Origin of the sequence: Paenibacillus rhizoplanae, assembly GCF_042684125.1 — a bacterium.
Classification (GTDB): domain Bacteria; phylum Bacillota; class Bacilli; order Paenibacillales; family Paenibacillaceae; genus Paenibacillus_AQ; species Paenibacillus_AQ rhizoplanae.
The window spans coordinates 44,851-65,156 of record NZ_JBHUKY010000003.1 but is presented as its reverse complement, the minus strand read 5'-3'; the positions used below and the strand labels follow the sequence as shown (position 1 = coordinate 65,156).

Annotated in this window: 9 protein-coding genes; all 9 read right to left on the bottom strand. The window is 45.6% G+C overall.

What is annotated here, in order from left to right; all coding sequences use genetic code 11:
- Nucleotides 1–13: 13 nt before the first annotated feature.
- The 9 genes from ACFSX3_RS00555 to ACFSX3_RS00515 all read right to left on the bottom strand — a co-directional run bounded on the left by ACFSX3_RS00555 (nt 14) and on the right by ACFSX3_RS00515 (nt 20,281).
- Nucleotides 14–514, bottom strand: coding sequence for a hypothetical protein (locus tag ACFSX3_RS00555; RefSeq protein ID WP_379256784.1), 501 nt, complete (start codon nt 512–514; stop codon nt 14–16).
- Nucleotides 504–1,274, bottom strand: coding sequence for a hypothetical protein (locus ACFSX3_RS00550; RefSeq protein WP_209992465.1), 771 nt, complete (start codon nt 1,272–1,274; stop codon nt 504–506). The genes ACFSX3_RS00555 and ACFSX3_RS00550 overlap by 11 nt, the downstream gene beginning before the upstream one ends.
- Nucleotides 1,275–1,330: 56 nt before the next feature.
- Nucleotides 1,331–4,663 carry a thioester reductase domain-containing protein gene (locus tag ACFSX3_RS00545; protein WP_379312511.1) on the bottom strand — a complete coding sequence of 1,111 codons (3,333 nt, stop codon included), beginning with the start codon at nt 4,661–4,663 and terminating at the stop codon, nt 1,331–1,333.
- Nucleotides 4,664–4,712: 49 nt separating this feature from the next.
- The gene (locus tag ACFSX3_RS00540; protein ID WP_209992467.1) at nt 4,713–5,708 is read right to left on the bottom strand and encodes a 2-oxo acid dehydrogenase subunit E2; all 996 of its coding nucleotides are present in this window, start codon (nt 5,706–5,708) and stop codon (nt 4,713–4,715) included.
- 122 nt (nt 5,709–5,830) lie between these two features.
- Nucleotides 5,831–6,856, bottom strand: coding sequence for an alpha-ketoacid dehydrogenase subunit beta (locus ACFSX3_RS00535; RefSeq protein WP_209992468.1), 1,026 nt, complete (start codon nt 6,854–6,856; stop codon nt 5,831–5,833).
- The gene (locus ACFSX3_RS00530) at nt 6,834–7,787 is read right to left on the bottom strand and encodes a thiamine pyrophosphate-dependent dehydrogenase E1 component subunit alpha (protein WP_209992469.1); all 954 of its coding nucleotides are present in this window, start codon (nt 7,785–7,787) and stop codon (nt 6,834–6,836) included. Before ACFSX3_RS00530 ends, ACFSX3_RS00535 begins: the two co-directional genes overlap by 23 nt.
- Nucleotides 7,771–8,013 (bottom strand): acyl carrier protein, encoded by a 243-nt coding sequence (locus ACFSX3_RS00525; RefSeq protein WP_076073529.1) that lies wholly within the window; start codon nt 8,011–8,013, stop codon nt 7,771–7,773. Before ACFSX3_RS00525 ends, ACFSX3_RS00530 begins: the two co-directional genes overlap by 17 nt.
- A 22-nt stretch (nt 8,014–8,035) precedes the next feature.
- Entirely contained in the window at nt 8,036–10,066 is a 2,031-nt protein-coding gene (locus ACFSX3_RS00520) for a condensation domain-containing protein (RefSeq protein ID WP_209992470.1), read from the bottom strand.
- Between the two features lie 15 nt (nt 10,067–10,081).
- A complete protein-coding gene (locus tag ACFSX3_RS00515) occupies nt 10,082–20,281 on the bottom strand; it encodes a non-ribosomal peptide synthetase (RefSeq protein ID WP_209992471.1) in 10,200 nt (3,399 codons plus the stop codon).
- Nucleotides 20,282–20,306 lie beyond the last annotated feature (25 nt).

Sequence of the window (20,306 nt, the reverse complement as noted above, 5' to 3'; positions counted from 1 at the left end):
TCCACTATTCTCATTAGCCTGCAAAATTCAGATAGCTGTTAAGGGAATGGAATATCCCAAAGGTGATGGCGATCCCCACTCCCAAATGATCCCCCAGCCACTTCTCTGCTAAAGCGAAATACACGGCCGGGAAGATGGACATCCCCATGAATACGAAAAAAGTCCCGCTGATCAAGGTATAGTCCATCCCGCCCGCAAAATAACGAATCCATAAAGCGTAATAGAGCAGTAAAAATACGGCCATTCCAAACACATACCTGCTTTGCAATGACGGAGAACTTTTATTTACGCGAAAAATTAATACAAGCATGAGTAACACCTGGCTAACACGTTCAATATAACTAATCATTTCAACCTTGTTGTTAAAGGCCTCCCCGGTTCCGGCAGTTCCGTTTATCGCAAATGCGTAAAATAGCAGATTAGGAAGCAATACCAACAAAAGAATAATCAGGCCTTTGAGTGAAAATCCGAGCCTGTTTTTAGTTAGGATGGGTTGCATGCCTTTATGCCGCACTCTTTTTTTGCTCCAGCAAGGCAGTCATGCTTTTTTCGAACTGCGTTTGATTCTTTCTCATATCAAAGAACATCCAGATGTGATACACAGCCCCCATAATACCGCCGAGGAGAGCCGTAATCTGCATAACTGTCATCTGACCGCCATCGAAATAAATGATCGTATCCGTCATTGCAAAAACCATGGTGATGATCAAATCCAGTCCGACGATAATGCCCAAGATGTTGAGCTTGGAGGAGAAAACCTGATTTCTTTTGGCCAACAGCGAAGTTACCAGATACCATAATCCAAAGCCGCCAAACATCCAGATAAAGTCAGGGTCGAGCGGAAAGGCTGCTACTTCCAAGGCTACCCGGTACATTTCATTGCCTGTGGAATACAAAGTCATAACCTTCATAATAAAAATTTCTCTCATCCACTCCAAGGACAGCAAGCCGGCGCCGCCATAACCAACAATGGTTACCCATTTGTAAAAGCCTTCCCATTCATAGCTTTTGGATCTCAATGTTGAAACTGCCGTCGATATCCAGTAGATGGACAAGAAGCCGATCGCTACGAAGATATATCTCCATAAATGCGGAATAAACGGATGGGCGGCAATTTGCTCATAGAATTCCGTTCCTCTGTATTTCTCCGCCGGATCAATAGGCATCAGAATGCCTATTCCCATATAGAGCAAGCCTATGAGGAGAGAGACCCACATCCCGCTAGTGTACAGGCTCATTTTTTTTGCTGTAATTACATCCAATCTTTCCTTCATCATTGTTCCTCCTATAAAATCATATAATGTAAACTTTTCAGATCATTCACTTGCCCTCAACGGGTGAACTCAAAATACTTTGTCTTCACAAAGTAATCCAAATACCGGTTGAACACCTCCTCTCCTACCTCAGGGCATGTGATTGTAGTTTCACTCAAGCCATTGGTAACATTGGTAATGTCATACGTGATTTCCACATCCCATTCACCCATATCTTCCGGAATGAACGGCAGCATAGCCTTGGTGGTATTCAGATTAGGATTCTCGGCAACTCTGTCCACCAATTCATCCTTCCACTGCTCATAGGGCATTTTTTCAACTTTGAACCCGTACGAATTCATCCAGGTATACACTTGGTTTAGTGTGTTCATTTTACTGGCGACAATATGGAAGTTTTTGTTACTTGATCCCGCTTGGATGGACAATGCTACAATAGATTTGCTGACATAATCCACAGGAATAAATTCTATATTCACATTCTCCTCGAACAATACTCCTGCCTCTACACAGCTTTTGATCATAAGCCACATAATATCTCTGGTTTGACATGCTCCTGTGGTGCTGGAGCCGGAGATTCTGCCGACGCGGTAGATGCTCACCGGAATGCCTCTCTCTTTGGCCAGAGCCATTATTCTCTCGCTAACCCACTTACTTTGCTGGTATCCCAGTACAAGCACCTCATGATCGGACGGAATGGTATCCTCGTATGCGATATAGCCGTTTTCGTGTGAGAGCGTAGAGAATACATAATGAGTTGACACGTAATGTACCTGCTTTAACTTATGAGTGGATGCCAGACGTAGAATTTCCTGAACTCCCTGTACGTTTACATCTTTAATCTTGTTATACGGCTCCAGGAAATTAGTGATAGCGCCCGCATGATAGATGGAATCGATCCGGACTGCCAATTCGTTGAAATCCTGCAGCTGTTGGCCGAGCAAAGGTCTGGCAAGATCGCCCGTGCAGACTTCTATTCTGCTTCTGTAAGCTTCGTCCCATAAATTGTACATTTCCATATTAGCCACAACTCTGTCGTAGCCGCTCTGCACACTGTCCGCACGGACCAGCAGCACCATATGATAATCTGTCATAGCGATAAGCTCCTGCAGCAGAAATGCCCCCAGGAATCCCGTCACACCGGTCAAAAGGACGTTATGGATCCGGGTATGATCCCACGCTTGAAGTTCCTTTGCTCCGGTAATTTCCTCGTCCAGCCACACCTCATTTTTCAAGAATTCCCGGGTCTTATAGCGGAAATTACTTACGGCGGATTCATTGATATCCTGTTTATTTTGCTCGCTTTTGACCGCTTCAATATACATCGCCATTTGCTCAATGGACGAGCTGTCGAAGAAAATCCGCACCGGCAGCATCATATCAAAGGCATTCTTGAACTTTACAATGAGCTGGGCTGCCATGATGGAGGTTCCGCCAAGTTCGAAAAAGTTATCCAAAACTCCTACTTTATCAACGTTAAGAATATCTGCCCACAGGCCGGCAATTTTTTGCTCCGTTTCCGTTCTCGGCTGCAGATATTCAGCCTTAACGCCTGTTCTTGTTTTCATTTTCGAATCCGCAATCGCCCTCATTATTTCTTCAATAGACTTTGTATGACTAACCAGATCGTTAATTTGATCTTTTTCGGCTTCATCCAGCTTATTCCATCTATTGAAAATGAACTGGTAGGGGTCGAAGCTGCGGTCTGCCTTGTGCGGTTTGTCTGGAATATCCGGTTCTTTGTCTGCTTTGTTAGGATGGAGTGCTTCATTCGCATAATCCTCGAGCTTTTCACAAGAAATTGTCAGGGCTTCACCTGAGTGAACACGCTTCAAGTCGGTGCGGGTAATCCTGGCCAGAAATTGAGCCGCACTCTCATTCCTGCCGCTGGATTGATAGTGGAACACTATAGAGTCACACTGATGTTCTCTAATTTTATTGGCTAATTCCTTCATTAAATGATATTCAACATTTTTACCGAGCACCCGGCAATTTAAGAGCAGAGCGTCAACCTTGAAGCTCTTCTTATCAACTGTCCCAATGAGGGTACCGGCCGTACCGTAATCTCCAAATCTGTCTTGTACCTTTACGGAATAAATCAATTGATTATCCCCGTTAAGCGCTCCGATGATTTCTTCCTGTGTCCATAGTAACCCTGTCAGGTTGAAGTCCTTGGTATTATGGAGGATATGCTCGATCTGTTCGGCCTGCAGCTCATTAATTTCCCGTAGAGTGACTTCCAGATGGATGGATTGAAGGAATTCCTCCAGACTGTATTCATCTGTGCTGTCTGCCAAGACATCTTCGCCATTGCTGTAATGGGAAGCTTCAGCGGATATATAATCCAGAATCCCCGAGGCCTCTACGCTCTGCATCCAAAGTGTAGAATCCTCCGGCAGCAGCAGCTGGCGTATTCCGTTTAGGTACAGCTCTTTCGTATCCAGTACAATGAATTGATCCAGTGAAACGCCATGTTCTCTATGTATTTGCAGGATTGCCTCTGTTATCGATTCACACTCACAGCTCATATACTTACATTCTTGCTTGGTGAGGATGAGATCTTCCCTGTCCAATATGGCATTCAGTTGTCCTGGAGCGGATCTTGAACACAGCATGATTTCATTTCCCCAGCTTACAAGTTCCTGCAGATAGCTCTGAAATAAAAGGTAGGAATCATCCGTAACCACTCTTTGCTCATCCAATTGATGAAGAACTGCGTGTCCTGCTTGTTCCTCTTGCTCACACAATAGGACATCCGCATCAAACACAAGGATATTGCGCTTATTTCTCAGATCCAGCTTTATGAGCCGGCTAATCTGTCTTGCAGCCTCTTTGTAGATGCTATTCACATAAGGAGCTTTGGCAAAAGCATACATGCCCATGTGATAGCTCTGATCTGCGCCGTATCTGCGGATCAGCTCTTCCCCGTCTGCCAGGTACAAGCCTTCAACGAATCTAAGCTTATCCATCATAAACTTTCGCAGCATCATGGAAGTTTCCATTGCACCGTACACCATTTGCAGGTCACCGACTCCCAGCGGTCTGTTCTCATAGACAGGAGGGAGCATAAAAATCAGCTTGCAGCGGAGTGCCGCCTTGGCATGCAGAACGGCCTCGATCAACATCGACAGATCAGCCTTGCATGAATTAAAGCTCTCTTTCAGATAGAAATCTTTCCGGCCTATAATATCTTCCAACCGGGTCCAGATGACTAAATAATCCGGTTTCTTCTGAAATAATAAGCTGTCCGGGTCCATGCACTGGGATATGATCTGATTATAAGGTCCGGTTTCAATTTTGGACTGAAGCCCGAGTTCCTTGAGATCTTCTTCAAGATAGTCTTCCAGTAAATCAGCAGTGAAGCTGGATAATACATAAATATTGCGCGGCATGTCACTCACTATATCCTCCTCCTTCACTCTCCACTTCCGGGCTCACACCTTACACATGGATCTCAAAATGTTCAAGCTTGCTCTTCAGCCGCGTCAAAAATTCGACCGCATAGAATCCGTTCACTACACGATGATCGTACGCCAGGCCAAGATTGATATAGCTTCTTTCTGCCACTGTCCCTTCTTTCAGGACCAATTCCTTCATTACCGCACCCACGGAAATCATCCCGGTCTGTCCCGGCAGAATGATGGGAATGACGCTGACCACATCTGCGCTTGAATTCAGACTAATCGTTATCGTTCCGTCCATCAGATCCGCTTCGGCAAAACTGCTTCTTAAGGCTTTATATTTATATTCCATCATTATTTCTGCAGTATGCTCAATCCTTCCAGCGTGTTCAGCTTTAATTACCGGAATGTAGAGACCTGTTCCCACATCTATGGTCACACCGACGTTGACTTCAGCAGCAGGAATAAATGTATCTTCATCCCTCAGCGTTCCGTACATCAACGGGAATTCATCCTTGATTGATACCAGCAGCACCGGCAATACTTCTCCAAACCCCACAATGGCCTCAAGCTGCTCACCAATTTCCCGCATTCCGGTTAGAGCTTCATCACAATACACTTTCATTAATAAAAATGCGTTCGGAATATTCGTATGCGATTTGGCTACTGTTTTAGAGACCTGTTTTTGATTCTTACTCAAGAGAATCCGGGTCTCATCCCCATCGATTCTTTGCTTCAGCAGCTCCTCCAAATCACTTAATTTAATCAATTTCTTATTTAAGGCTGACAGCTCCTCCTGCGAAAATTGGTGCAATGCGGCAAACGCTTCTGCCTGATTGGAAAGTTTGTAATTGGCCGTGCTTTCTGCTGTGGCACTGCCCACGGATAATTCCTTGTATGTATTCATTTCTTGGAGGGACTCAAAAACAAAGGCAATAACCTCGCCGGTCTTCACATCGGTTTGTTCTTTAGCCGCAGGATAAAAATAGCCGTCTGCTTCACATTCGACATCAATAGCTGCCTTGGAGGTCTCCAAGGTGGTAATCAGATCACCGGAATGAATGAATTCACCCTCAGCGCAATAATAGTTCTGGATCAAGCAGCTGTTATCATTCGCATTTAACTGTGGAACAACAATTGGTCTCATACCCGCCTCCGTTACCCTTCTTTAGCGATTTTCATCAGCTTCAGTACACTTTCATAAATGTCCTGTTCCCCTACCAGCACCTGGCTTTCATAATACATGGATGCGGGAATAATACTGTCAGAAGAACTTAAGAGCTCAATGGCTCCATCCTTCAGCTTATTGAGATATGGATATAATTTGACCGCTATTCCTTCGCCCCAGGTATGCCCGCTGGTCCCCTCTTCCACAATGAGAATCTTGCCGGCTGCAATCGCATCTTCAATAATGGCCTCGATTCCGCAGGGATACAGCTTGGAAGGTACCGCTACCTTAACTTCAATTTCATCCGCCATAATCAGCTTTTCAGCCACTTTCATGCACATGGAAGCCAAGCCTCCGGGGCAAAGGATAAGAACATCCGGTACACTGTTTTCTTCTATACTGGCGACTGCCCAGTTCTCATGGTCACCTTTAAAGGAATAGTTGAAAAGTTCATCAATTACGCCATTTTCATACCTGTACTGGGAATATATTATTTTTTCTTCAAAAAAAATACAAGGATTTTTCTCACTCAACATCCGGTTAAACACATAATAATTATCATGAAAAGGAGACAGCTCATACACGCTTAGATTAGGGATGCCCATGAAATATTTTTGCATGCTTTGACTGTGTGTGGGTCCGTACCCCCTGTAACCGCCATTCGCACATCTGACAATCATGCTGAGATCCAGCTTGTCCCCGTACATGGTTACGGACTTGGATGCAAAATTGAGCAGAGGATCAAATGACAATGTAGTGAAATCCGAAAACATCATATCCACGATCGGTTTGTGGCCCATGATTGCCATTCCGCTTGCCATGTTGACAAATCCCTCTTCACTTATCGGCGTGCCAATCACTCTGTCCGGATAATCATCAGATAATCCCTTGTTGATTTTGAAGGCACCCCCATAAGGCTCACGTACATCTTCCCCGATTACAACGACTGCCTCATCCTCACACATCAGCTGATGAATGGCATGTCTCAAATTCTCATTTATTTTTTCTTTTTTCATAGTCCGCCCATTCTGCTCCCTCTCTGTGTATGACAAGCTCCTGCAGCGTTTGCATTTGATTCCGGACAGCTTCTTCAAGCTTATCTACCCTTGCCTTATCACTGGCTTTCATTTGGTTGTACCAGTAATTCTCCCGGACTCTTTCAAGCTCATCAGCACTTCTAGTGTCATCGCCTTTACTGTGGGACGCGACCCGATCTGTTATGAATTCCATGACCAGGGGTTTGGATTCCTTACGGACACGGTGTATAGCGTCACCAGTCTGTTCTCTTATTTCATTAACAGCTTTGCTCTGGATGCACAGATAATCAAGATCGAACCCCCGTACCCGGCCTTCTATGCTTCCCGACATGCTGTAGCTTTGATGGGTTGATATCGCTATTCCATTGTTCTCTACAACGATGACCATCGGGAGATTCCAGATGCCGGCAAAGTTCAAGCTTTCGTACACGCAGCCCCTGCCAAAGGTTCCGTCGCCAATATAGACAAATACCAGATTATCTTGTTGCTTGTATTTATAACTCCAGGCGATGCCTGTGCCTACTGCTATGCCTTCGGCCTGAATCCCTGTAGATATAAAGCGGTCTCTGCGAATGTGCTGGCTTCCTCCGATTCCATTACATACAGCGCCTTGTTTGCCCATGACCTCTGCCAGCAAGCCCTCAGCATCCCCATATCTGGCAATATAATGCCCATGCCCCCGGTGATTGCTGATCACAAAGTCTTCTTCTTCAATGAACGGATTCAAGGCTACCGGGATATATTCTTGTCCCATGCAGGTATGAGTGGTCCCTGTGACATGTCCGCTTGAAAAAAGCCCGAGGATCGATAGCTCATATTGACGGATCAACAGCATTCTTTCCAGATCATGATCACTAGTGCTTCCCGCCAGAACCGTCTGCCCGGCAATGGCATTATTCAAAGATTTCATTGCTTACTCCTTTGCTCTTTAAGACCGTTATAAAGGCGGCAAGATTTTTCAAGCTTTTCACTTCCTTGAAGGTGAACTTGACCTTATAGGTATCTTCAATGGTTGTAATTAACTTGATATGCTTCAGGCTTGTCCATTCCGGAGCATTCTGCGGTGACAAGTCTTCGTGAATCGTTTCTTGGTCCGGGATGGCCAGAATATCCGCAACAATCTCTTTTAATGTCATAACTTCAGCATCCTCTCATCATTCAGCCCGTTGACTGCATTGCTGTATTGTAAATACTCATGACCAGTTCTGTGCCCATCGCCGTGTAATACTCTCTTAAATAAGGAACATGCCCTTCTTCATCACCAAGACCGTCGTTAAACTCACTAAGCTTATATTTCACAGCGATTTCGTCTCCATGAAGTACAGAAATATTCCCGTTTTTCGCACATTCCGCAGCTATTTTTTGCTCCGACTGTTGAATAAGCCGCTTGGCTTCAGTCATCTGATTGACTTTATCCGATGCCGGACACAGGTACAGGATGACCTTGGACTGATGCTTGTTCACAAAGCTGGAGGCACATTGGATGAACCGGTTCGCATTGTCCGTCAGCACGGCTGCAAGCCTGGCATCCTTAGCATCCATGCCTTGAATCCAGTCTTCCAAACGGAGTAACAGGATTCCTATGCCCTGACTGCTTCTGCATAACAGTCCCGTATCATCAATCAATTGCTGGAACATCTGGCTATACGGTGCGAATTGCAGCTTATAGTCGATCCGGAGCTTGTCCAGCCAGAATTCCATCGGCTCTCCTACAGGCCCGGATTCGAAGGAGGAGACTACCGTCATCACTACTTTCTTACGCGATAGAGAGGAGACGAATTCCCCGATGGTCCGGTCAGGATTCTCAGTAATCAACTGGATTAATAGCTTGAAATCCTCAATCATCTGCAGAATGGTATCCTGGGCGAACAGATCCGTATTGTACTCGAACCCTGCAGATATTCCATTCTTCAGAATGGTTGCGTACAAGGACAAATCAAATTGTGCCGTTTCTACCGATACCGGGAGTACTTCAACCTCAATTCCCGGAATACTAACACTCAGCATCGACTCCTCGGTCTGAACATACAGCACCTGGAACACTGGTGAATGCTGCATCTGACGTTCAATATCAAGACCTGTGACCACTTGTTCAAACGGAATCTCCGCATGATTAAAGGCTTCCATGCAATGGTCTCTAACCTGGGTGAATAACTCTGCAAAGGTCATGCTGCCGGCTATTTCACTTTGGATAACTACCGTATTAATGAACAGGCCGATTAATTTCTCCAATTCAAGCTGGTTTCTGTTGGCAACCGGTGTTCCAATACAGAGCTTATTATCCAGACTGTAGCCATGCATCAGAAGGGTTAGCGCGGACATCATCATATGGTACATCGAGCCATTCATTTGCATACATCTGTCGCTCATTGCCTTCACTGCTTCTTTTTCAATGAGAAAGTACTCCGTCCTTCCCCGGTAAGTCTGTGTGCTGCCTCTTTTATAATCGTAGGGTAAATGAATGGCCTTTGGTGCATCTTTAAGCTTGCCAATCCAATACTCCAGCTGATCATCCAGCTGGCCGCCTTCAATTCTTTTACGATGCCATTCCGAATAATCGACATATTGTACCTGGAGCAGTGAACGGGCAACTTGTCCATGAAGCCTGTCCCGGTAGCCCCCGGCAATTTCATTCATAATTACACCGAAAGACCAGCCATCACAGATAATATGATGAAGGGAGAGGGTTAAGACGATTTCTTCTGCAGACAATCTCAACACATAGAACCGCCACAAAGGGCCTACAGTCAAATCAAAGGGCCGTCTTGCAATTTCACTGTTAACCTCCCGGATCTTTGCATCCCTCATCGCACCGTCGTATTCTTCCAAATGAATAATATCCAGCCGGAATCTTTCATACGGTTTGATAATCTGTGACGGTATATAATCTATGGTGTTGAACACTGTCCTAAGACTTTCATGCTTCTCAACGACTGCATTCAATACATCTTCCAGAATATCAAGCTTTATATCGCCTTTGAGCAGATAGGACTGCGGGACATTAAATACGCCTCCGTTCATGAACTGCTCCATAAACCATTGTCTTTGCTGTGAAAAGGACTGGCTGAACGCATTCGAGGTTCTGGCAACCCTCTCAATATCCCTTTTTTTGCTGTCCTTGGACTTCGTAATCAGTCCTGCGAGCTGTTCCCTTGATAAGGATTTGAGTTTATCCTTCTTAGTCTCCATATAAGTACTCCTTACTTATCTTTTCAAAAGCTCCTTAAGGCGCTTCCTCTTTACCTTCATGGCTTCCTTCTCTGTCTCCATCACTTCACTTGCAGAAGCGACTTCGGCAAAGCTGTTCGTTGTCTCCTCCAGATATTCACAAAGACTGCGGATGGTTGGGTATTTGAACATATCCACCACCGTAATATTTGTATCAAAGCTCTCCTTGATCTTGTAATAGACCTGAACCACAAGCAGCGAATGGCCGCCAATATCAAAGAAATTATCATTGACGCCAATGTTCCGGGCATTCAGGACGGCTTCCCATATTCGCTTGACCTTGGCTTCGTTGTCATTGGCTGCTTCTACAAATTCATTCCTTACGCTTCTTCTTATACTTCCAGGCTCCGGAAGCATCTTCTTATTCAGCTTGCCATTTGGCAATAACGGCATCTCCGGCAAGACAATAAAGAACGATGGAATCATATAATCCTGCAACTGACTTCTGATATGTTCTCTGATGACAGGAATATACTTGTGGTTATCTTTCCACTCCAAAGGATTGGTGAAGTATACACTTTGGTCCTCATTGTAGCGGATGAAATTCGGCACTTCATAATCATAGGCACAGGTGTCCGCTCCATATTTATTCTTATGGAACAAGATCAGTTGATAATCTCCGCTCTCGCCATGACCATTCCACAAAGCGCGAAGCCGGTAATTCCCGACATCCTGCAAGAGCAAATCATATAAGCGTGGAGCATACAGTTGAAGCTCCCTAACGTCTTCTCTCAGCTCACGGACAGTTGCAGCTTGCACCGCCTGGTCGTTCAGCAGCGACTCAAGCTTGTTCTCATGAACCAGCTTATCCATCAGGACATCTTGGATTACAATAACCTCATCCTGCCGCCCGGTGAGTATATCCTGGAGCCCCTGCTCTGATTGTATATTCCGCCAGCTGAACTGAACGATATTCTCCAGTTGCTCCGCTGCTTTCGTCCGGATCACTACCTGATAACGGAATTTACTCATCTCATTCTCGAACTTTGTTACTTTAGGCAGAATGGAGACATTTTGAACCTGCTCCAGGGAATCCTTAAGACTCAAGAAATATTTGGAGTCTACCAGCAGCTCATTCTCCACAGTAATGGAATTCTTAATTCGGTCGTTTAATTCTTGCACGGTAGTTTCCGCAGGAGCCTTATACCATTCCACCGAAGTATGATAGCTTTTTAGCAGCGGCAGGGACCGTACATCACCGATAAAGAGGGTTCCCTCTTTGTTCAGCATGCCTAAAAGAGTAGTAATCACCTCATTCAGATACGCTCCGCTCGGGAAGTACTGAATGACAGAGTTGATAATAATGGTGTCGAACGTCTCATTCTGCAGCTCGCCAAGCTCATCAGCTGATTTCTGATATAGTCTGACATTCATGGAGCTGTCCAAATTCCGTTCGATATAATCGAGGCCTATCCTTGATAGATCAATACCCACGTACTCTTCGCATAACGGGGCGATTTTGAACAGAATCATACCTGTACCGCAACCGACCTCCAGTACTCTCCGCGGCTTAAAGCTCTTAATCAGATCTACGGAATCGGTAAGCCACTCTTCCATTTCCGGGATACCAAGCTTCTCCCCGGTGTAGCTGCTGTTCCAGCTGATTGTATTTAAACTGAAATCTTGAATCGTTTCTTCTTTGTTGTAGGCATTATCGAATATCGACTCCCACTGGGTGACCTGTTCCTTGCTCTCCTCCATGACATCCTGTTCCCTATAATTCACATCACGGACAATATAGGACACGATTCTTACATCATTTCCATCCTCTAGGTTAATGACTACGTTATCCTTAACGGAAGGGTGTGACTGAATCACCTTTTCGATTTCCCCTAATTCAATGCGCAGTCCTCTTACTTTGACCTGATTGTCAGCGCGTCCTATGAAGTTGATGTTGCCGTCCGGCAGCAATTTGACAATGTCACCGGTCCGGTACATCCGTGCAGCCACATATTTACTGAACGGATTCGGAATGAATTTCTCGGCTGTCAGGTCATCACGTTTGTAGTATCCTCTGGCCAAGTTCACACCGGCAATGAATAGCTCTCCGCTCACATTGTAAGGAACGGGATTCATGTACTCGTCCAGTACATACAACTGTACATTGGAAATAGGCTTGCCGATCGGCACAATCTCTTTATCCAGCTGCTCGCTGCAATCGTAGTAAGATACTTCAACGGAGGCTTCGGTAGGGCCATACAAGTTGTATAGACCTGCATCGAAGGTCTGGAAGAACTGTTCCTTTAACCGGTACGGCAATGCCTCCCCGCTGCAGAACACTTGTCTCAGGCTGCTTCCTGCCTGCTTAGCTCCGGGATGCTCCAGAAACAGCTTCAGGATCGAAGGAACAAAATGAGAGATGGTAATCTGTTCATCCCTGATCAGCTGAGCGAGATACTCCACGTCTTTATGCCCTTCCGGCTTCGCTATAACCAGACAGGCGCCTACCGTTAGTGCCCAAAAAATCTCGCTGCAGGATACATCGAAGCTGAAGGGCGTCTTCTGCACCTGTCTATCTCCCGGCTGCATCCCAAAATCTTTTTGACCCCATACAATACGGTTTCGGATGCCGCTGTGAATATTAATCGTTCCCTTAGGCTTTCCTGTCGAACCTGAGGTATAAATCATGTACGCCGCGTGGGCACCTTTAACCTTTACTCCCGGATTATCCGTACTCATCGGCAGGAACAGTTCCTTGTCCCGCAAATCCACCTTCCGGATTCCCGCAAGCGCATCGGTCTCGTCCATGCAGTGCAGCACCAGCTTAACCTCAGAATCCTGAAGCATATAATCTACCCGGTCCCGGGGATATGTTGGATCAATAGGGATATAGGCCGCGCCTGCTTTTAGAATCCCATAGACGGCTACCATCATTTCAATGGACCGGTCTGCGTACACACCAATGAAATCCTCGGTCCCTATTTCCTGCGCAATCAGATAATGGGCGACTTGATTCACCCGCATATTAAATTCCTGATAAGTAAGCGTGTCTCCCTGGAATTTCAGCGCCGGTGCATCCGGTCTTAAGAGCGCCTGTTCTTCAAATAATTCATGGATAAATAATTCTTTCTCAAAGGTATAATCCGTTTTATTGTGCTCATAGAGGATTTCATTGATTTCTTCTTTATCCATGAAATTGAACTGCTTGATTTTTTGATAAGGATCTTCGCACAGGCTGTTGATGATGTTCTCCAGATGCCGCATCATCTTCCGTATGGTGCCTGTTTTATAGATATCCGTATTGTATTCACATAAGGTGTGTACTCCGTCTTCCAGCTCTCGCATAGAAATCCAGAAATCGAACATTGCTGATTTATTGTCTGTTTCCACTCTTGTAATCGCAAGATTCGGCAGCTTGAAATCTGGCAGTGCTTCATTTTGAAGGGAGAACATCACTTGGAACAACGGGTTTCTGCTTAAATCGCGTTCCAGCTCCAATTCGTCCACCAGCATCTCGAACGGCATATCCTGCGCATCATAGGACTCCAGCGCACTTGTCTTTACCCGTTCAATCAATTCCATGAAGGAAATATCGCCTGACAAATCATTGCGGAGCACCAAGGTGTTCACAAAGAATCCGATCGTATTCTCTGTTTCCATCCGCGTACGGTTGGCAATCGGAGTTCCAATGGCGATATCCTCCTGTCCGGTATATCTTGCGAACAAGACATCGACCGCCGCCAGATAAATCATAAAGGGTGTAGCGCCCGTAGTTTCTGCCAGTTCATTCACCCGGTCCATCATCCTCTTGTTATATACAAAGAAGTCCTTTTTCCCATTAAATGTTTGTACTTTGGGTCTGTCGTAATCCGACGGGATATCCAGGGTAGCAACATCCTTGAGCTTGTTCTTCCAATATACGAACTGGTCTTCTTTAACCTTTCCGGTGAACCAGTCTCTCTGCCACTGGGTATAATCCGCATACTGCCATTCAATTGCGGGTAATTCGGCCGGCTTTTGATTCACTAAGGCATCATATAGCAGGGCGAATTCATGTACAAAGACGCCCATAGACCAGCCGTCGGAAATAATATGATGCATGGTGAGGAAAATAACATGCTCATCTGAGGCAAATTTAAGCAGCTTACATCTGATTAACGGTCCGTTTTTGAAATCAAATTCCTGATGGACTTCTTCATCTGCCAGTTTGGTAATTACCTGCTCTCTTGCCTCTTCTTCCACATGCATTAGATTCTGCAGAGGGACCTCGAAGGCATCCACATCATGCAGAACCTGCATAATTTGCCCTTCAATGTTGTCGAAGGTCGTTCTGAGTCCTTCATGGCGCTTGACGATTTCTGTAACAGCCTGCTGCAGACAAGAGACATTTAACTCGCCTTTAAGCCTGATAGACTCCAGGATATTGTAAAACGCGCTTTCTTCATCATATTGCTTTAAGAACCATAGTCTTTGCTGGGCATACGAAACCGGTATGCCCTGTTTCTTCTCTTCATCAGATAATTTTGGAAGGTGACCTTCTCCCTTGGAATCCGTAGCCGGGCGAACTCTCTCTTCCACAAGCTTAGCCAGCGCTCCAACGGTCGGATGATAGAATAAGTCATTGATGGCAAATTCGATCCCGTATTCTTTTTTAATTCTGGAGACGACCTGGGTTGCCTTTAAGGAATGTCCTCCAAGCTCAAAGAAGTTATCATTCATCCCTATCTTCCCGGCGCCTAATACTTCGGACCAAATGTTGCTTATGATTCTCTCAGCATCTGTAGACGCTTCTACATATTGCTCTGCTTCTTCCTCTTCGATCACTTCGCCATCCCTATTGACCGTGAGCATCTTCAGTGTGCTTACCGCGCCATAATCATCTAGGACCTTGGCGTTCTCAGGCTGGAGAAGAGCCTCTTGATCTTCCTGCCTGCAGACAGCAAGATATTCTTTGGCATACACTTTCTCATCGATTCTGTGGCTGATATGCACATTATTCTCGTCAATTCCTACATAGACCATGTCGTCACCAAGGTTCAGCAGGGCTTCAAAGAATAACAGGCCATCCTGCTCACTGATAACGTGCTGCCCAATGGATTCACTGAGACTGTTAATGGATTGCAGGCTTCCCGCAGTCATTCCGATCTTATCCCACATCGTCCAAGAGATACATTTCACTGCATACCCTAATTGGCCGGCTGCATATTGGCAGAACATTTCCAGGAAGCTATTTCCTGCCGCATAGGCACTGAAGGTCGCACTTCCGAGCAGCGAGGTCACTGAAGAGAAAGTGATCAACAGCGCATCTTTTCTGCTTTTCAAGAGTTCAAACAGATTTAGCACGCCATAGACCTTGGCACTGAATTCTTCGGCAAAAGTCTGTTGTCCGATTTCCGTAATCAGGTATGAATCCCGGTTGTCAAAATGCCGTTGGTAGCTTGAATTCCCGGCAAGATGTATAATTCCGTCTATCTGAATTCCCTTCGACTGCTCATAATCCTCAACTGCCTGAATGATGGAATCCAGATCACACACATCCGCCTGCCGGTAAGTAATGGAAGGTTCAAGTGCAGTCCTGATATCACTTCTTCCCAGGATCAGAAGATTAGCTTGATAGTTTTCAATGAGCTGACTGCAGATTTTTGTGCCGATGCCCCCAAGGCCTCCGGTTACCACATAATGTCCGCCTTGTTTGATCTTTGTCTTGGGCTCTGCTTTCCGTAAAGGCACATTCCGGAGCTTCCAGGTTAATCTCCTGCCGTCACGGTAACTGATTTCCTTCACAGCAGTCTCTCCGTGCATAATCTCAGCGCGTAAAAAGCGGGCATCCTGCTTGATATCCCTTCCTTCCAAATCGATCAGCAGCGATCGTAAACCCGTATTCTCCGTATCCAGAGTAGCCATGAAGCCGATTAATGCGGCATTATCATAACGGGTTTCCAGACCGCCTGCATCCTGGAACACATTGCTGCTACCCACATACAGGCTTGTAGAAGCGCATAGGTCATTGTTCGCCAATGCCTGCAGTAAGTGGATTAGACTAAAGACACCGAGTTGGTTACTGCTTGTGATATCTGTATCTCCGCTAGCGTTTATTTGATAAGTGGGAAGATAGATAATATGATCGGCCTTCCACCCGATTTGCTTAAAATAGTCAAACAGCTCTTTGCAGCCCTCATAACGGGTATAATCACAGCCATAATGATTCCGGTCATATACCTGGAAGCGGTCCTCTTGCTTGACCGATATGACCCTGGTTTCGTCCAGGCCCATACCTTCTATGAATTCACCCGCCAATCCGTGGCGGTCCTCAAACACCAGGATATTGACGCAGGGGATGGTGCCCTCTTCAACCTTAAAGCTCAGCGGCTTCCATACTTTCTTGAATATCCATGGCTTTACGGTGTTCTTATTTCTGACGATTTCCAGCTTTTTCAGGACAGCATCGTATTTGCCGGCAAGCAGGGAATCTCTTAACAGAATCCGTTGAATTTTACCAATACCTGTCTTTGGAATCTCTTTTTTAGCCAGAGGAATGATGTATTCAATAACAATCCCGATTTTTGAAGTGATTACCTTTTGCATCTCTTTGATGATCCCTTTGAGCCTCACGGCATCCATAGATACCGGATGGAAGAATATCGCTAATTCTTCCTCTTGTGAACCGCTTGCTTTGACTGATACCGCAGCTGTATAAGATACTTCAACCCCGTCAATCTCCTCAAGGATGGCCTCAATTTCCGAATTATTATAATTGACACCATTGATGATAATGATGTCTTTGGCCCTGCCTGTAATGGTAAGTCCCCGGTCGGTTATAATCCCCAGATCCCCCGTATCGAACCAGCCGTCTGACGTAAATGCTTCGGCGTTTGCTTTGGGGTTATTGTAATATCCCGGTGTGATACACACCCCGGTCATCTGAAAGCGTCCCTCTGTATAGAGAGGCACTAATTCATTCTGAGCATCGACAACACGGATGCTGTTCCCTGGAAGAGGTCTGCCTACACTTACACTGCTATCCTCCTGCTTCACTACATCTTGACCGAAATCCGTGGAATATATGGAACCCGCACAAGTCTCGGACATCCCGAAGCACGGCATCATTGCCGACTTATCCAGATGATATGGCTTAAGGATTTCAATAAACTTCAGTGCGGTCCGCGCCACCACCACTTCTCCGCCGTTGGTTATAAATCGCAGGGCAGACAGGTCAATATTCAGTGCTTTGATTCCACTCTCAAGGCTGTTAATCAAATTAAAGGCGAAGTTGGGTGCCCAGGTATTCGTAGCTCTAAAATCACTCATCAGCGTAAGCCACCGGAGCGGAGCTTCCAGAATATAATTAACAGGTGCCAGAATCTCCTGGCAATGCAGGTAAATGTCTCTTACATTACACATTACAATTCCGCCCACATGGTCCATAGGCATCCAGTTAAAGGTTACTTCTTCTGGACCAAACCCGTTATTTTGGCAGGCAGCAATCGTGCGTCTCAGAATATTTCTGTGGGTCTGCATAACTCCTTTCGGCATTCCTGTGCTTCCTGAGGTAAGCAGCAGCAGCGCTACATCATCTGGCTTCACCTCGTAGGTGATTTCTAGTTCCCGGCTGTTCATCAATTGTTCAGCGGAATAGACGGTGAACTCTTCTTCGCCGCCAAGAACTCCGGGAACACTGCGAATACTCTCAGCCAGAGCTTCATCCGTCACAATCACAGGCTGTTCAAGCATTTTCCAAGCATTCAACAGTTTGCGGATCACTGCATTATCTTCTTTATAAGAAGCAGCTACCGTGGCCGGAATCCCGATAAAGCCGCCTAACATACAAGCCCAGAACGTATTTACATAATTCCGGTTGTTATCCATCTGATAGATGACCTTGTCCCCAGGCTGCAATCCTCTTTCGATAAGACCGCAGCAGATAGCCTTGGCTTCACTGTAGACCTGTTTATAGTTAGCAAACTCAATGCTGCCATCATAATTAACAAACCGGATTCCATAATCATCAGGAGCTTGATCGGCAGCCCGTTTGATGTAATAACCCAGATCAAAGACGGTATTCTCAGGAATGATCACTTCTTCTCCAACAATGAGTGATAGCTGTGTGTCAGCGCTGCTCTCTTCCTTGCGGGTTTCAACCACTTCAACGTTATCCGTTTTGCCGGAGCTCTTCTTCTTAATAAAAGAATAATCATCGGCCAAATCGGAGATATGCACGTTATCCCGGCTGATTCTTACAGGTTTGCGTACGAACTTCACAGGAGATTCATTCAGAGCGCTCTGCTCTTCCGGGATAACTAAGTTACTCCAGCGCTGAATGAGGTTGTCATTAATAATTTCCAGTTCGAGCAGATCATTGATTTTGACAACGCCATCTCTGTAATAAGGAATGTTTGACACAGGAACGAACTCTGCTGCCGCCAGACAATTCTTCTTATTTAAGTCAAGCAAGATGCACAATCTGTCGATGATTGCACTTCTTATGGCTCCGTTTCTCTCCTCCTCGGATGCGGCTTGTTCCACGACAACATCCGTTACCGGTTCCACATAATAGACAACAAGCCTGGATTCACCCTTCCTGTTATAACGGTGAAGCATCTTCACGTCTTCTACTAATGAGTCAGCCTTTAGGGCACGCTCCAGCGCAGGCAAATCACGTTTGATTCCGCCAATTACCATGCTGGTGCTTAAAGACTCATTAATCATTAACGTTCCATCTGCATAATAACGGCCCATATACCCGGAAGCGGTCTGATCCGGTATACATACACTGCCCTCGAATCCATCCGGAAGCGGGTGCCCATAGGGATCAACGATCAGAACGCGCGGTATATCGGAAGTTGAGATCTGAGGGATAGGCTGGTTATGTAAGTTCACAACGGCGGATACTGCCTTCCCTGCTTTGAAATCTGTATTCCGCTCAGATGGAAGCAGTTGAATAGTGCAGATAGCTTCATTTATTTTAAGGACCATTTCATCCAAAATCGTTATGAAGCTCCTTTGAAATTCTTCAATGATCCTGTCGCTGAAATAAGCGGAATTATAAATCGTCTCCACAAGGATTCCGTGATCCGGCTTAACCACCCAGGCCAGCGGATAATTGATTTCTTCTCTTAATTGCAGCTCTGTTATGGAGAACTCCGTGATATCCTTATAAGCCTGCGCGTTGGCATAATTCTCATATACAAAAATACTCTGGAATAATTGAGGCAGATTATGGGCGCTGCTGATCTCAGCCAAAGACATATATTCATGGGGACTGCGGCTGATTTGATCCTGTGTGAGGTTCTCCAGGCACTCCAGTAAGGTAAGGTTACCGTCTAACTGAACACGAACCGGAATGGTATTGATAAAGATGCCTACGGTTTGATCGATACCTTTTAATTCCGCAGGTCTTCCCGATACAGTCGTCCCATAGACGACATCTTCTTTTCCACTGTATTTACTCAACAGGATGGCAAAGGCAAGATTATACAGTTGATAGGCGCTGAACCCGTTACTTTTAGTGATCTGCTCAATAGAATTATGTATATCCTCTGGAAGCCGTAAGGAGAGTTTACGGGTCTCACCCTTCTGCTCTTCCACTGAAGCTTCAGTATACAGAGGCAAAGCTTCCTCAAAGCCCTTCAGCTTTTCTTTCCAGTACTGTCTGGAGACCCCGGCATCCTGTTTATGCAACCAATGGATATAGTCCTTAAATGATGCGGATTTGTTCTTCGCCGGTGCTTCCCCTGTCTTGAACGCTTTATAATTCCCGAACATTTCCTCCAGCACCAGAGGCAGTGACCAGCCATCCATTATGATGTGATGAAAGCTCCAGACAAAATAATAGCTGTCTTCTGTAATTTGAATTAGAGCAAACCTCATCAGCGGTGCCTTGTCCAGTTCAAAACCCATCATTCGATCATTCTCAAGAAACGTGCTATAATCATGCTCGATTTCTTCCTGCGGCAGATTGCTCCAGTCATACTGAATGTAGCTGCAATCGCATTGCTTCAGAACTACCTGAACAGGTTTTTTCACACCTTCCCAGACAAAGGCGGTTCTTAGAGCGGAATGATCGTTAATGACCTTTTGCCAGGAATCCCAGAAATATTCGAAATTAATCTGCCCGTGTAATTTGCACGAGAATTGCTCCAAATACATGCTGCCGCTGCCACTTTTCAAGCTGTGGAACAGCATGCCTTCCTGCATGGTGGATAATCCATAGATATCTGCAACGTTCCTCTTGTTCATGTATTCTCCTCTTTCTTGTCCCTGA

Coding starts and splice junctions, on each gene's coding strand:
- ACFSX3_RS00550 (WP_209992465.1), bottom strand. CDS start 1,274: ATGAAGGAAAGATTGGATGTAATTACAGCAAAAAAAATGAGCCTGTAC.
- ACFSX3_RS00545 (WP_379312511.1), bottom strand. CDS start 4,663: ATGCCGCGCAATATTTATGTATTATCCAGCTTCACTGCTGATTTACTG.
- ACFSX3_RS00535 (WP_209992468.1), bottom strand. CDS start 6,856: ATGAAAAAAGAAAAAATAAATGAGAATTTGAGACATGCCATTCATCAG.
- ACFSX3_RS00530 (WP_209992469.1), bottom strand. CDS start 7,787: ATGAAATCTTTGAATAATGCCATTGCCGGGCAGACGGTTCTGGCGGGA.
- ACFSX3_RS00525 (WP_076073529.1), bottom strand. CDS start 8,013: ATGACATTAAAAGAGATTGTTGCGGATATTCTGGCCATCCCGGACCAA.
- ACFSX3_RS00520 (WP_209992470.1), bottom strand. CDS start 10,066: ATGGAGACTAAGAAGGATAAACTCAAATCCTTATCAAGGGAACAGCTC.
- ACFSX3_RS00515 (WP_209992471.1), bottom strand. CDS start 20,281: ATGAACAAGAGGAACGTTGCAGATATCTATGGATTATCCACCATGCAG.